The sequence below is a fragment of the Proteus sp. ZN5 genome (assembly GCF_011046025.1).
Classification (GTDB): Bacteria; Pseudomonadota; Gammaproteobacteria; order Enterobacterales; family Enterobacteriaceae; genus Proteus.
In genome coordinates, this window is the sequence record NZ_CP047639.1 from 2871792 (window position 1) to 2887169 (window position 15378).

Sequence of the window (15378 nt, forward strand, 5' to 3'; positions counted from 1 at the left end):
AACTTAAAAGAAGAATATGATTTTTTATTCTTCTTTTAAAAGTGCCACAATGGTATTTCTTAACCAATTAAGCGCATTGTCATTATCACTACGTTGATGCCAGATCATCTGAAACTCTAATTCAGGAATATCAATAGGAGGGGGGAATATAGAAAATTTCTGGCGCATATTTTGAGGAATGGCTTTTTCAGCAATCGTCAAAATTAAATTAGTATTTTCTAATAATTGAGGGGCAATTTGCCAATAAGGCACAGTGACGGCAATACGGCGTTGTTGATGTATTAATTGAAGTTGATGGTCTATTTCATTGGCATCGAAAGGCTTCATACTCACTAAGATATGGGGTGCTAACAGCCACTCTGTTAAATTTATTATTTTTTCAGGATATACCGTTTTATCGATCATACTGACCATTTTATCGGTAAAAATTGATTTCGAACGCAATGTATTATCAAAAGTATTAAACACCCCAAACGCTAAATCTAAACTACCTTCATTTAGCTTACTTTGCATTTCTTCTCGGCTACTGTGCCAAATTTTCAAATCAACATCAGGTGCATAAGTATGTAAATAATGAATTAACTTAGTTGAAATTAGCGTTGCACCATAATCAGACATTGCAATGTTAAAGCGTCTTTTACAATCCCTCGGCTGAAAGTCTTGTTGTGCAATAAGATTATCGAGTTGTTCCAATGCTTGAGTCAGCGGTTGATAAAGTGATTCCGCTTTACTAGTTAATTGGTATTGACCATTTTTTCTCACTAAAAGCGGATCTTGGAACAACTCTCTTAAATTATTGAGAGTATGGCTTACTGTTGGCTGACTTTTATGTAATCGCTCTGCTGCGCGACTTACATGGCGTTCTCGCAATAGATAAAATAGAGTAACCAACTGATTTAAATCTAGTTTTCTTAAGTTATTCATATCACGAATAGTGCCTTATAAAATTGTTCATTTCCTCAAGATAACATCATTGATTAACATCCCCTTAATTTATTTTTAGCCGTAATTTATTAAGAGGTTACTATGTCAACACTATCATTATCTGGGCTTTTACTTGCGGTTTTGGCATTACTTGCCGGTGCAGTAGTGCCCATTCAAGCTGCCAGTAATGCTATATTAGCGCGCCAATTAGGCCATCCTTTATGGGCAAGTGCAATATCACTGTTAATCAGCATTGCGGTTTTAATTCCACTTTTATTTATCTTTAAAGTGCCTAAGCCTAACTTCAGCACTGAGCTTTTTAGTCAACCTATCTGGATCTGGTTTGGCGGTATTGCTGGTATGCTTTATCTAACTTCTGCTTTAATTTTAGTACCTAAAATTGGTAGTACGACCTTTTTTGTAATGGTGATTGCAGGGCAACTGGTTATTTCTGCTTTAATTGAACAGTTTGGTTGGTTTGGTATGAGCCAAAACTCTATTCCATTAAGTAAGATTTTGGGAATTGGTTTGGTTATTTTAGGCGTTTTATGTGTCCAGTTCTCACGAAAATAAGACTAAGCTATAGCGTAGCTCTCTATAAACGTTGTACGCTATTATCAATCATTTACTGTTAAATTTACTGAGAGCCTATATATGTTGCAAAAAGATCACCAATATCACCTAACAGATCTTATATTGGCAATGAAGCAAATTGAGTCAAGAGATGATAATTTTTGTTTATACGGTGAAGATGATATTGAAGATAAATTAAGAATAGGGCGTCAGTATTTTATTGCAGATTATCCTGACGTTGATGATAACGATAACGAAATCTATCCTAATATTGTGCAAATTAATCACCTCGTTTATTTATATTCTGGTCAGCAGTTTGCGGATGTTATTGATTTAGCATTAGAACAAAAACCAACTGCAACGTTAGATGATTTAGTTAATGCACTTAACTATTATTCAGAGCATGATGATTTTATGGATCTTTAATTATCTTAGCGTCTAGTCCACAGGGCAAATCCATTATGTACACCGTGGATCAGTGACCTAAGCTCATTTGCTATCTTAATGATGGTCACTTATCTATGTGGAGAGGATTGATAAAATGACTAAATTTCCCTTAAAAAATAGATTATGGTTTAACTATGTTATTTGTATAATTTTTTTTGCATTCACAAGATATATTTTACAGATTATAACTAACTCTATATTTAAAGATCCTCTACCAAGCGTAGAAATACTGTATCTTGTAAACATTATATTTTATGTTTTATTATTTCTTTGTGGTTTTTTAGCTGGTTATTTAATAAATAAACGAACCATACTACATGCTTTATTAGCTACTGCCATTGCTATTATGTTTACTATTCCTCTTATGGGTATAAAATTAAGTAATTATACAGGGCTTATCTATCTATTAATACTTGGCACTGTTATCGGTGGAGTTGGGGGTGCAACAGCATTATTAGTGAGAAAGTTTTGTCAATCGCATCAGAAAAAATAGCTATAGTAAAATCTGTTTAATATAAGAGAGACGAAGCCCAATGAAACGAAAATACCACTCTTAATTAAATCAAAATTAAGCAGACTAATACACTATTATTTTTAAAATAGATAATTGCGCTCATTTCAATGATTATCGAAGTGTTTTACCTTTTTTATCAATACACTCACTATCATCCAATTAAAGGAGAACACTAATGATTGCCGTGATATTTGAAGTCAAAATTAAACCAGGAAAACAGGATCGTTATCTATCTTTAGCCACTGATTTAAAGCCATTACTAACAGATATTGAGGGATTTATTTCAATAGAGCGGTTTCAAAGTTTATCATCCGAAGGAAAATTATTATCACTTTCTTGGTGGGAAAATGAAGAAGCTGTTTTGCAATGGAAGAAAAATATTTTACATAAAAGTGCGCAACAAGAAGGTCGAGAGTCTATTTTCGATTTTTACAAAATTAGCATTACCTCTTTAGCGCGTGAATATTCATTTGATGCAGAAAGTCTGTAATTAAATAGACTTGAGATCTTACTACAATCACGTTATTACACCATTAATAGCATGCAAAGGACTTAAATTTAAAATGACTAAATCAGAAATAAAATCGGAATATCAACACACCGTAGAGTCAGCAATCGCTGCTGTTGGTGCAGCGATATCTGATATTTCCAGAGTCAAAATATTGTGTGCATTAATGGATGGAAGGGCGTGGACAGCAACGGAACTAGGTATCGTAGCTGATATCTCTGCCTCTACAGCAAGCAGCCATTTATCCAAATTACTCAGTAGCGGGCTTATTTCTGTAATATCTCAAGGTAAATACCGTTATTTTCGATTAGCGAACGATGAGATTGCCAACGTTATTGAAAATTTAATGAGTTTTTCTACTGACCATATTTCACAAGCTAAAATTACAACCCCAAAAAACTTAAGGAAAGCGCGAACTTGTTATAATCATTTAGCCGGTGAAATTGCTGTCGATATTTATCATTCACTTTGTCAGCAAAAATGGATAACAGAGGACGGTCGCGCTATTACAACACTAGGTCTTGAGCGATTTAAAAATATGGGTCTTGAATTTCAAGCAAAGCATCCTCGTAATATTTGCTGCCCATGTTTAGATTGGAGCGAACGTCGTTTTCATTTAGGCGGACAAATTGGCACTGCTTTTCTTAATTATGCAGAAGCGCAAGCATGGTTAACACGACATCAAGGATATAGAGAAGTGACTATCAGCGAGAAAGGTTATAAAGCGTTGACTCAATACTTTAATATAGAAAAGAGATAAATCGTATTTGCAGAATAAAACAAAACCGGCTTTCATAAATAACAAAAAGCCGGTAATTCAAATCAGGTTATTTTAAGATTTTAACCTTACCATCTAACACTTGACCTTTATTAATCACTTTTCCATTTTCATCATATTGAGTTATTACACCAATAAGAGCTTTATTCTCTATATATCCCTGCAAATTAACATTATTTTTAGGTGTATTATGATAATACTTGAAAGCACCATGAGGTAAGCCATTACGCATAGCAATTTCACTGTATATATTGCCGTTAGTCTGGTAACTTTTTACCACACCGTTAACTTCACAATTCTTCAGTGGTATGATCATTTGTAATTTACCATTTTCATAATAAGCATTAACGTAACGGTCAAAACAACCTTTAGTTACCCATGATTTATATTTAATTTGTCCCCCAGGATAATAACGTAAATATTCACCATCTTTTGTTCCTGGTGGTATAGCTGGCACTTTTAGTTTAGTGGTGTTTTCCATCAATTTAATATTACTCAGTGTCATTTCTGGATTGCTGCCTAGGCTAAAAAGGAAGGCAGAACAACCAGAGAGCAATAGTGTTGAACTCAATATTAAAGAAAGTACAATTCTCATATTCATCCTCGCATAGTATAAATAAAAATACTTAATTTCCGTTTATAAATATTTTTTCACATTAAATATAATGCTAGCGTAAAGCAGGGTAATTAGAGCGAATATAGGAAAGAACTGACACTGGCGTGATTTTTGCGGTTTTTCGAGCATTTATAATAGAATTAAACGAATCCGACTAGTAAGGTGATAGTATGATCACACTTAAATAAATATTCTTTATTTCGGTATTTATAATACATGTTTGAAACTTATTCTTTTAATGATAGCTCATTATCGAGCATAGAAATCAGACCATAAAAAAGAAGGGTACATAACAAAACATGATTATAGGTTACTTAATAAATTCATTGTCGTTTTTATAAATTATAAGAGATTAATGTATGAGTAAATTCTTTGGCGTTCTTATTTTAATGCTATTTTTTTCATTAGCCGCTGAAGCTAAGCAAACTAATACGCCAAATCCGGCCATATTAATCATTAAAAGCAATTATTTTCAATGCGTTAAGCTCTTTTACAACCGTATTAAAATAATCAATGTTAGAGGTGTTCTGCGCTAGCAAAGGATTTTTGGATTAAAAGAGACGATGAGTATTAATAGGGCTTAAAGATATTAATGCTATATACTAGACAAAGGCAGCGTACTATCAAGTTATTGGTTATATTTAGTATTTAACTTCTACGGAATTTGATGAGGTTCATGTCTATTTTTCTTTAAATATTATATTCTTAGTGATCATGAAGTGAATTTTAGTTCATGAAATGTCAATTTATGCTTATTTTTAAGGCTATATAACAATCAATAGTTCATGAGTTTATTTTTCATATAATTTAATGATGGTGTGATATTTGTCACGTTTAATGCTCGGTTACTCAGATGCTGTACATAATATCTGTATATCTAATTGAATATGAAAAATAAAATGAAATTATTTTTCATAAGGAAATGATAGAGGTAGGTTGAATGAATAGGAGTTAATTATGGGAAGATACCTAATCTGGGCCTCTGTTATGCGGTAACATTCGCACACGGAGCTTATGGCTTAGTGTGCGAGATGCTACCATAGCAGAGCATGTGATGTGTCATGGAAATTTCGGCGATTCCGCTGTGCAACTCCGGTAACGAAATACCCTACTGATTAAAGAATATACTTAGCGTGCGTTTTAGTACGGTTGGGCTTCAGACATCTTAGTTTACCTCAAAATTTAGGAGCGCAAACAGCTTATCACGCTCATGTTCGTCAATACATTTCTCATTTTTATACAATTTCGGAAATAACTTTTCAGGCTGAATAAACTCACTGTGTAACACAGGAGTATTATCAGACCTGATAATTTCGGTGACTTTTATATACTGATGAAGATTTTCAAGCGATTGATCTTCTGTTCGAAATAATATATCAACTTCGGGTAAAACATCATGTATACGTCGTATTGCTGTTGCAACCCTATAAAACGACATAATATCACCTAAACAATTACTTGGATTAAATGGCTTTTTTTCTTTTCCTTTTTCTTCAATTTTCAACACTTTTCTTGCATCAATACACTCATAAATAGACGCAATACAAATCATTATTGTGGGATAGCCTCGGGTAAGACCTAACCGTTCACCTTCTATTGCGACCTGTTCTGCCAATTTAAATCGTTGTGAAGATGCCGGTGTGCTTGTTATCTTTAACCCTTCAAAAAACTTTAACAATTCTAAACTGCTTTTGATTGAAAGTTCGGCTCTTTCTTCTTTTTTATAGCGTTCATCCATCAATACAGGGATAAGTTTTTCAAGCACAAAAGGCGATTCGACGATATTTTCTTTTGGAATGAAACCAACCAGTTGTTCATAATCTTTAATGGTTCGTTCGAGCAGTTCTTTAGCATTCATTGGATTTGTATAATCCGTTGCTTTTTCAATAATGGACAGCAAAAGTGAAAATCGAAAATCATTTTTAATAAATTCAGTTAATTGCCATACCCGTTTTTTCTTTTTATCGTTCGTTCCTATTTCTATTAAATTTTTGTCCTTAATGTCAGTAATCGTACAAATATCCATTAAAATAATAGGCCGTGAGGTTGGAAAATAAGCACTGGGGATCACTAATCCATTTTTGTTAAACCTAACAATATGTGTTTTTAGAGAAATAGGTCCATAACGTTCAGTATCATAAGGTATTTTTTCCACTCGAATATATTCGTTAAGCCTTTGGTCTACTAGCGTAAATTGGTCTTCTATTTCCGCATTCAAGGGTAATAATGAGTTCCAATATTGTTGATACGCCACACAATATTGAATCAAATTTTGTGGGCAGAGCACATTTAAATGTTGGAAATTTTCTACAATAAAATGACGATTGAGATCAATATCATATCCCATTTTGATTAATGCATGATACCAATCTAAAATAACAGATAGAAAAATTTTTTTGGACTTTGTGGCAACATAAGGTAATGACAACGAATCCCCTGTGTACCAGCCTTGTTTATCTGCAGCTATTGTCGCTGAAAATGCCCCCTCAGTATTTTTCTGAAGCCTAAAACGAAGTTGTTTTTTCGTCAGTTCCTTCAAAAATTGACTATTATTCGGGTTAGAAAATGGCGTTTTTGATACGTGCGGCTCCATCGCTTCCGCATAATGCAGTGGAAACAACGTCAAAAAGTCGGGATGGTCGATAATCGGCCTAATCGATAGTGCTTGTTGCTGATGCTTTTTCGCCGTGGCCATCATAGTGCTAAATTGAGGATGACCTAACGATTTCGCTATGGCATTTAACGCCTGATTTTTTATTGCAGGATTATGCGAGTGAGCGCCATTGTCACCATCAAATGTTTGAGACAAAAGGAAATCACAAAATGCACTAATAATAATCTTTTGTGAAAGATGAAATGCATACGTTTCATCATTAATTGGGGGGCGTTCAGATACAATCATGTTATCACCTAAAATTTAATTAGATTGGCATTTACCTTCCCAAAACGGAGCAGACCTACGCGTTTTGAAAGCCAATCAATTAAAAAAGGGTGATGGTTCAAAACGAAAAAAGAGAAGCCGAGCACGATGTGCTGATCTGCGGTCATTTCTCTATTATTATAATAGCCACAAAATTTTGGATAAAGCAATCCCTATTTTTCAACCCTGAATTTTCCTCTGGTGATCGGTCAGATTAATTCGCTGTTTTTTTAACCACAGCCTCATGCCATAAATTCAGCTGCTGATCGCACATTTACCGTCAATAACGGGTAAAACACAATTTAATTTCATGTCTTGCGTATCGAGTTGATGCCGATAATCCCACATTTAGTGCCAATCAAAATAAAACACACCAACATGAGGTAATAAGATAGGGGTTAGTTTAGACGCTTTCGTTATGGGGCTAAAATTAGGATAACGGTCATTTCGGTGGTTCCGGCGTAGCCCCCCGAGCTAGCGACGTTTGCATTAAGCACAAAATGGCAATGGAATAGGGTTAGACTACTGCTGGGAAATGAACTCTTCGCGGCTTAAATAGTGTTTTCCCTGTCAGTACAAATCTGAACTGATACAATTTAAAACTCCTTAGGAATGATACCCCAGGGAGTCTTAATCTATTTGTTTGTTTTCTTTAATTCTCTTATAAGAAAAAGCGAAAGAAGGTCTTCGTCTTAATCGGGCATGTTCTCCATGAATCCTGTGCTATATGTGTTGCTGAGGACAGCCCTGTTTCACTAAACTCAAATAAAAGTATAGCCAAATAATTATTAAATTAAATTTAACAACGCATGAGCTAAGCTTGTTAAAAAAGCGGCAAATAGGCTCAATGTAACCGTTGAACAATTTATATTAGAAGCAGTGAAGAGCGAGGCCCAGCAAGTATACATGTAATGTAATAGAATTAAGCTCAGATTTGGCCTGATACAGCCATGCCACAGAGCTAAATATACTCAAATAGGCAGATCTATGTCAGAAGTGGATACCTGTTAAGTTACTGGTTGAATATACAGAATTGTTTGGTTTTATTAGAAATTAAACACGTTTTTGCAAACCAGTAGGCACATTATTTGTTATAGAATGTTAAAATCACCATAATTTCATTGCAATTGAGGCTTTTATGGATAAAAAATTTTATATTGATGAAAGTGGTAATACAGGTGACTTAGTCGTTACGGAAAAAGATGATAATTTTAGTTCACAAGAATACTTTACCCTTGCTTGTATTGGCTTGAATGATTCAAGCTTGTCTGATTTAGAAGATTTTATTAAAGAACTTAAGTTGAAATATAAGATACAAACGCCTGAGCTAAAATTCTCAAAAATGAAAGGGATTTTTGGTAAAAAAATTGGCTTCATTCTAGAGCTCTTAAAGTACATAGAGGAAAGTTGCAGTATCCTTATTGAGATTGTAGATAAGAAATATTTTCTTTCAACGACTATTGTTAACTGTCTCATAAATCCCCCTTATTTCCAACCGGACAGAAATCAACACATCAACAAGTTGGTTCATCAGGAATTAAGCCAATGGGTTTATGACCATGTCACAAAAGAATTCCTCATAAAATTCACTGATATATCTAGAAATCCATCTGAAGAAGGCTTAAAAGAATTATTTTATGACCTACTTACTTTGGCAAAAAAAACAAAAGATCCACTATCAGATTCTGTCTGTTTAGGTATTGAAGAATCTATCGACGATTTCAGATTAATGAAAATCAATAAAAAACAAAGTGATAGGGATGCTTATACATACTTTCTTCCATTGCCTGATACCAATAAAAGGGGTGAGCTAATAGGAGTTTTGCCGTATATAAGTTCTTTTTATAATTTACATGCCAGATTGAATCACTTGTTTAAAAGAAACTTATCTGAAGTAATAATAGTTCATGATAATCAGTCTCATTTTGATGAGATTCTAAAGTACTACCACAAGAGTGCTGTTGAAAATACTAATGAAACATCTGTAACTTTTGATACTGCAGACTTTATTTTTTTAAATTCCTCTAACTTACAATTCCAAGATGATAAAAATTCGATAGGGCTACAAGTAGCCGATCTGTTTGCTGGTCTTTTGAATAAAGCTATTCCATATTTAATTTATGAGGGTGAAACTTTAACAGATGCTGAAAATGCGGTCCTTCAAAGAATAGTAGCAAGCCTATATTATCAGCAAGCCGTTAATTTTGTGTTGCCAAAGAAACAAAATGAAAAATTATTTTTAATTTTGGATAAAGTGGTTCATTTTATAATCAATAGGTCACTGGCTGGAGTTTGCATAGACAAAGCTGATAACTCTCTGCTAGAAAATTTAACAAAGCAAACGACTCGGGCGGTGTAAAAGCTAGCAGTTCTCGGTGACGTTAATGTCCGAAATTCGCAGTCAGTACAAATCTGAACTGATGCAATTTAAAACTTCCAAGGACCGATCCCCTTGGGAGTCTTAATCTATTTGTTTGCTTTCTTTAGTTCTCTTATAAGAAAAGTTCTTCAACCTTGATAGGCCTTGTTAAATCAACAGCATTTATTATATCTAGTACTGCCATTGTGTTCAGCTCCAACTTTTTTGCCATTTCATCACGCTCGTTTCGCATTCGTAAAGCTTGTTTCCTATACGCTTCATTTGCTTTCCTACCATTAACTAGGCTTGCTGTCGATGCGTAGATGCTTAATTGAATAACCCATAAATCTCCAAGTTGATCCGAATATGAAGTTATTAAATTCGTAACACGTACTCGAGTCAATAGGGGCTAACAGTGCTATCTAGCTGATATTTTATCTTTCATGAAGTTATTCTACATTACGTCACATTTAACATAATATACATTATGCGAACCTTTGTATTAAATGAAGAAATCTAAGCGTTATATTGATACCAATGTTCTAACTCAAAACCAAGATGACGATTAACGTCAGGATTGCCAACATTTGTTTTTTTCAAAAAATCTTGGTTTACTAAGTCACTCATTAACGAAATAACATCATCAATATCAGCACCATTATTAATTTGAAAAAAACGGACGGCACCAATTGGAACCGATAAACCTAATTGATAACCAGAATGCTCCGTTAAAGTCGTTTTTAATTCTTCAATATCTAACATAGAGTCTCCTATGAGTGTTTAAGCTGCTTTAACTATCTTTTGTCTTCGACCATCATACTATCTCATCGCTGAACGTTATGCTAAAAAATGGCTTAACAGGAGGCGCAAGCGCAGTTTCTTGCTTCTCGACAAGTCCCCCCTTGTATCGGCGGATTGATGAACCGTTATCTTTAAAACTATCGAATGCCGCCTTACATGCCTAACGGCATAAAACGACTAAATCATACATCATGATTACCACTATAACGTTTTCTCATTTTCCAGCCATAAAAAATCTGCCTCCTCGCAAAGCTGCGGTGGCAGACTTTTTATGGCCAGAAACCTCAAATCACTTTAACTTGTAGTAATACAATTATGTCTGTTTTTGTATTTGATTCTGATTTTCCTGACAAAAATCCTTTAGGTAAAAAGCTAAATCCAGTTTCACCTTCTTCAATTTTATTTTCAGCTAAACCACCTAATACGATAATATCACCACTTTTTACAGTGACATCAGTCACTATATCTCGCTTAATTAAAGTTGGTGATTGATTGACTCCCGTATCTGTTTTGACAAAATTTGATAGTTGTTGTTGGATTTTCAAATCAATAGCCTGGCTTTTTATTGTCGGTTGAATATCAAATATCACCCCACTAGAACGATATTCAACAGATTGAACTGGGCGACCGTCCTGATATGTCACACTCGATAAAATAGGTACATCAGACCCAACACTAAAATTTCCTCTAGAACCTGATTTAACCCTCAATGTCGGACTGCTGACTACATGGAAGCGTTGATCTGTTCGGAATAACTCAATCATCGCATCTAAATTACCCGTATTAATGGTAATGAAATTTTCATAATTTTGCTTTGTCCCGATATTAATCCCTAATTTGCCTGATAATAATTTTGCCAATAGATTGATACCACTTCCTTCTTTTTCAATATCTTGGACTTCAAAAACATAACCAGTAACAACAACTTCACGCGATGGTGTATCAACTGCACTCAAGACACTCTGAACGCGAGAAATTTCATCTTTTGTACCGTAAAACACCAATTTATCTCCATTAGCTGCAACTTCACCTTCTGATTTTAAAAAGCCCTGTAAATAATCAACATCACGATGGATCGGATTATAGACAAAACTTTGTTTACTAATTTTAGGTTCTGGAGGTTTAACTTTTACTAGATAAACAACCCCTTTTTTCTCATAAATACGAATATTCATATTCTGAAAATAACGAATGATAAATTGATTAAAATCTTGTTTTTCAGTGGCATGAAAACTAATTAAGCTAGTGTCATTAGCTAAATTAGGATCAAGCATATAAGGTTTTTGCAGCACTTCATCATAAATCAAAGAAATTGCTTTTGGTAAAGGCACCGCTTCCAATTTGAAATCTACGTTTTTTGTCTGAGCTTGAATAGAAAAAGCGCAAAATATGAGTATCCATAATAATTTATTCACTGTGCCCCTCCTGAATAGTAATTAACAAGCTGACCATCAATTTCACCTTGCAAAAGCCTACCGTTAAATTGAAACTGACTACGAGGCTCAAGACGTAATTGTCCTTGTTTATCGGCTAGAATGACGTATGCCTTCCCTTCGCTAATGAGTTCACCTGTAATGCGCCATTTAGTCGATAAAACAGGTTTTGGTGGGCTGAAAGTTAAATTTGTAATCTGATTAGAATTAACAGATTGAAAATGCGTAGATTGAGCAGGTTCTGTTTTATCGGAAGTTAAATACTGATTGAAATACTGATAAACAAAATAAACAGAAACCAATATACCAATAGGCACAAGAATCATTAGCACAAGCACTTTATTTGATGAAAAAATAGACTGACGCTTGTCGGTTTTTAATGTATTAGGGTTGTTTCCCTCAACAGATTTATAGAGTTCAAAAATAGATTTATCGTATTTTTCCTGATAAAAATTCATTCGATTAGATTTAGTGATCTTGGCACCTTGAAAAATATCAACTCGATATCGATTATTTAAACCTAATGAAACATGTTTTTGCATACGATAAGTCGTTTCAATACGAGCCTTGATAAAACGAGGTATATCACTAACTGTTTGATTAATTACAACTAAATCAGACATAACGCCAGTGTCTTTATTCACGAAATGACCATGTTCAGCAATAAAAGAACGGTGATTTTTAGGGATATCCTTATCACTGCCCCAAACTCGCCAAACCTCATCAATAACAACTAAGTCACCCGCCTGACAAAAGGTATTTTGATTCTCCATAGACGGTAAAAAGTCTTCATCTAGACATTGACTATTTTCGACATGAACAATAGAGCCTAACTTATCTAAAGATAATTTCTTGTATTGCTTTAAACAGTATTCCTTTATTTTTTCTTCATTCAACCCATAAATATTTGAAATGACACGACGACCTGAAGCTATTGCAGGAACAATAACAGATTTTACAACTTCGTATGATTTACCTGAGCGAGGTACACCGACATAAGCAGTAATTGGCATAATATATCCCTCAACCAATAATCGGTAATCTACGAATAATAAACCGTGTTACCATTGCTGAAATAACTAAAGGAACACCGAATGGAAATTGTAATAAATTTAAGAAAAACCAAATTGCATCGGGTAAAGAATTAAAAAGATCAGATAAATTAGTTGATTTAGGTAAAAACCACTCAATAATTATGGGGATAAATTCAGTTGTTATATAAAAAAGAGAAAAAAACAAAAAGAATTTAGCGACAATACCTTTAAAAATAAAACCAAATGCCCCACTGAATAGTGTTGTTAACAAGCGCCCCATTATTTCACCTATGCACTTAATAATTTACGTAAAGCAATAAATGCCCATACTAAAGAAAATATAGATTCTATAATGCTTCTGTTTTGTTCAATTAGCGGGCAATGAGAATCAACTTTATAGTTTTCATTAAGAAATGGAATGTTCCATATTGGACATTGAGCATTTCGTGATGGTAAATCAAAATCTTGTAAGTAAGGAAAAAATGATTTATAAGGCAGTAATATTTGCTCTGCTGTTGGCATATCTAAATCAGGGTATTTAATATCGTTTTCATCGAAATCATCATCCTTATCTGTTGGCGTTGTAGGCTTTGTTTCCGTAGTGTTATTTATAATTATTAAATTGTTATTACTTCCTGTTTTAACGCTCTCAAATAAATCATGAAAATAAACTGTTTGAGATTCGTTATTTTCTTTAAGAAGATTTTTTATTTCATCTTTTGTTATGGCATTAGAACTATTAAAAGGAATACCTTTATAATCTGGTTGTAACGATGCATTCATTAAGATTGCATTCAATAAATTAGCAATTTCATCTAATGAAACTTCAGTATAAGATAATGATTTCAGTAAATCATCTAAGTCAATATTATCGGCTGGATATGGTATTCCATCATGAAAAACAACCTGTTTTTTCCCATGAAAAAAATATTGAGTATATGAACGATTTGGAATAAAGCTACCGGATGCATTAGTTAAGTCATAAGTTCCAGTGAAATAAACTGTATCACCTAAATCGGTTCTTAATCGAATATCTCGTAATGAAGAAAACTGACATGGTGCTTCACCGATACATGTAATTTTATTATGCTGAACATCATATTCAAATAGTTGTGTAAGTAGTGACTCAGGCGAAGAACCTAGAAATTTTTGATTGTCGTAATCAATAGAATAAACTTTATCATTCCCTGAAAATAAGTCATTCTGTAAAGCATTCAGCCCATAACCAAGCCCTATCCAATTTAACGCATTTCCCGTTCTAATCAATGGAGATGATGCTGTCAATGCAGGCAAAGTCATTCTATTTACAGACGTTGCTGTTAATGTTGCTACCTCAGTACTTACTGCTCTTTTGGCGACAACATTTCCAAATAAACGAGGTAATAAAGCTCTAGCAACAAGAACTGGAGAAGAATAAACATGCCCTATATACGAAAAAGAAAACATAAAACAAGATAAAATAAAAATGAATTTTCGGATTTTATTATTACTGAAAAAAAACATAAATAGCCTCAAAAATCATTTCTCAATAAGAATTAAATCCTTGAATTACAGCCCATCCACATAATACCCCTGTAAAAAAGCTCATTAATTCCCACATAAAATCCCCTAATAATCAGAAATGGGGCTGTAAAGCCCCAAACCATCAAAATGCATTAAGCATGCGAGCGACCTTTTTAATTCCCATTACCACTACAGCAACGCCCATAATAGTACCAGCTACGGCAACAATCCCTGTAATAATTGGACCCACATCAATTTGTTTAATGAGACCATCAAGATAATTACCATTTGTTACAGTATCATCAGCAGCAAAAGCAGATGAACTTAAAGCCATAGAAGCAACAACACCAGATTTTAAGTAAACATTAGAAATAATATTTTTGATATTCATATAGCACCTATAAATTTACCATTTTTATCATTCGCCCTAACCCATAACCTAATAAATAAAAGATTAAGACAAGCCCTAATCCTGCCCCAAAGATATTATTATTAAATTCTCCAAAGAAAGGATTATTTGAAATAACAGATGAATCATGAATAGCACTTGATTGTATTGATGAAATAACATTGTCAGGCAATTGCAATGCAATATCGCTACACTGTGAAATATTACCAGCCTCGCTAGTATTGCAAATTCTAGCTTTGGTAAATTGGTTGTTATTCATGATTGAAACCTATTATTTAAAATTCAATTATTTTTTGTCCAGTGGTATTAATTTTGCCTTTTTTATTTTCAAAGAACCAAAATCACCAACCGAATAAGATGAATTATCTAATGTATAAAATCCAACGGGATATGGAGCTTCTTCCTTGTCTAATTGGATAATAAATTTTTCAGGATAAACACCACCATTATAAATGTAGGCGTTTTGTTCTCTGAAAGTTAATACTTCACCTGTTTGTTTAGAGATAACTTGTTTACTATTTACTTTTCCATCAACTTCATTAATTTCAATTTTCAACAT

At 33.7% G+C, this 15378-nt stretch carries 17 protein-coding genes; 6 read left to right on the forward strand and 11 right to left on the reverse strand.

Going from position 1 to position 15378, the window contains the following annotated elements; translation table 11 throughout:
- Positions 1-24 precede the first annotated feature (24 nt).
- Positions 25-924 carry a LysR family transcriptional regulator gene (locus tag GTK47_RS13155; RefSeq protein ID WP_165123855.1) on the reverse strand — a complete coding sequence of 300 codons (900 nt, stop codon included), beginning with the start codon at positions 922-924 and terminating at the stop codon, positions 25-27.
- 102 nt (positions 925-1026) lie between these two features.
- Here GTK47_RS13155 and GTK47_RS13160 point away from each other — a divergent pair, with 102 nt between their 5' ends.
- From GTK47_RS13160 to GTK47_RS13180, 5 genes are all read left to right on the forward strand, one after another.
- Positions 1027-1497: a DMT family transporter gene (locus GTK47_RS13160; RefSeq protein WP_165123858.1), complete on the forward strand. Its 471-nt coding sequence runs from the start codon at positions 1027-1029 to the stop codon at positions 1495-1497.
- 81 nt (positions 1498-1578) lie between these two features.
- Positions 1579-1923 (forward strand): hypothetical protein, encoded by a 345-nt coding sequence (locus tag GTK47_RS13165; protein ID WP_165123861.1) that lies wholly within the window; start codon positions 1579-1581, stop codon positions 1921-1923.
- 115 nt (positions 1924-2038) lie between these two features.
- Positions 2039-2437, forward strand: coding sequence for a hypothetical protein (locus tag GTK47_RS13170; protein ID WP_165123864.1), 399 nt, complete (start codon positions 2039-2041; stop codon positions 2435-2437).
- Positions 2438-2633: 196 nt separating this feature from the next.
- On the forward strand, positions 2634-2948 hold the full coding sequence (locus GTK47_RS13175) for an antibiotic biosynthesis monooxygenase (RefSeq protein ID WP_165123867.1): 315 nt from the start codon (positions 2634-2636) through the stop codon (positions 2946-2948).
- Positions 2949-3021: 73 nt separating this feature from the next.
- Positions 3022-3726, forward strand: a complete 705-nt coding sequence (locus GTK47_RS13180) for a helix-turn-helix transcriptional regulator (RefSeq protein WP_165123870.1) — start codon at positions 3022-3024, stop codon at positions 3724-3726.
- Between the two features lie 67 nt (positions 3727-3793).
- On the opposite strand, the gene GTK47_RS13185 is transcribed toward GTK47_RS13180, so the two are convergent.
- Together GTK47_RS13185 and GTK47_RS13190 are read right to left on the reverse strand one after the other, a co-directional pair.
- Positions 3794-4339, reverse strand: coding sequence for a hypothetical protein (locus GTK47_RS13185; protein ID WP_165123873.1), 546 nt, complete (start codon positions 4337-4339; stop codon positions 3794-3796).
- A gap of 1186 nt (positions 4340-5525) precedes the next feature.
- A complete protein-coding gene (locus tag GTK47_RS13190) occupies positions 5526-7262 on the reverse strand; it encodes a hypothetical protein (protein WP_165123876.1) in 1737 nt (578 codons plus the stop codon).
- 1156 nt (positions 7263-8418) lie between these two features.
- On the opposite strand from GTK47_RS13190, the gene GTK47_RS13195 reads away from it, so the two are divergent.
- Positions 8419-9639: a DUF3800 domain-containing protein gene (locus GTK47_RS13195; protein ID WP_165123879.1), complete on the forward strand. Its 1221-nt coding sequence runs from the start codon at positions 8419-8421 to the stop codon at positions 9637-9639.
- A gap of 516 nt (positions 9640-10155) precedes the next feature.
- Here the strand turns inward: GTK47_RS13195 and GTK47_RS13200 are convergent.
- From GTK47_RS13200 to GTK47_RS13235, 8 genes are all read right to left on the reverse strand, one after another.
- The gene (locus GTK47_RS13200; protein ID WP_165123882.1) at positions 10156-10401 is read right to left on the reverse strand and encodes a hypothetical protein; all 246 of its coding nucleotides are present in this window, start codon (positions 10399-10401) and stop codon (positions 10156-10158) included.
- Between the two features lie 323 nt (positions 10402-10724).
- The gene (locus tag GTK47_RS13205; protein WP_165123885.1) at positions 10725-11855 is read right to left on the reverse strand and encodes a type II secretion system protein GspD; all 1131 of its coding nucleotides are present in this window, start codon (positions 11853-11855) and stop codon (positions 10725-10727) included.
- On the reverse strand, positions 11852-12886 hold the full coding sequence (locus tag GTK47_RS13210; RefSeq protein ID WP_165123888.1) for a zonular occludens toxin domain-containing protein: 1035 nt from the start codon (positions 12884-12886) through the stop codon (positions 11852-11854). Before GTK47_RS13210 ends, GTK47_RS13205 begins: the two co-directional genes overlap by 4 nt.
- 10 nt (positions 12887-12896) lie before the next feature.
- Positions 12897-13187, reverse strand: coding sequence for a DUF2523 family protein (locus GTK47_RS13215; protein ID WP_165123891.1), 291 nt, complete (start codon positions 13185-13187; stop codon positions 12897-12899).
- A gap of 8 nt (positions 13188-13195) precedes the next feature.
- Positions 13196-14410, reverse strand: coding sequence for a hypothetical protein (locus GTK47_RS13220; protein ID WP_165123894.1), 1215 nt, complete (start codon positions 14408-14410; stop codon positions 13196-13198).
- A gap of 142 nt (positions 14411-14552) precedes the next feature.
- Positions 14553-14801: a hypothetical protein gene (locus tag GTK47_RS13225; RefSeq protein ID WP_165123897.1), complete on the reverse strand. Its 249-nt coding sequence runs from the start codon at positions 14799-14801 to the stop codon at positions 14553-14555.
- A gap of 7 nt (positions 14802-14808) precedes the next feature.
- A complete protein-coding gene (locus tag GTK47_RS13230) occupies positions 14809-15078 on the reverse strand; it encodes a hypothetical protein (RefSeq protein WP_165123900.1) in 270 nt (89 codons plus the stop codon).
- Between the two features lie 27 nt (positions 15079-15105).
- Positions 15106-15378, reverse strand: coding sequence for a single-stranded DNA-binding protein (locus GTK47_RS13235; RefSeq protein WP_165123903.1), 273 nt, complete (start codon positions 15376-15378; stop codon positions 15106-15108).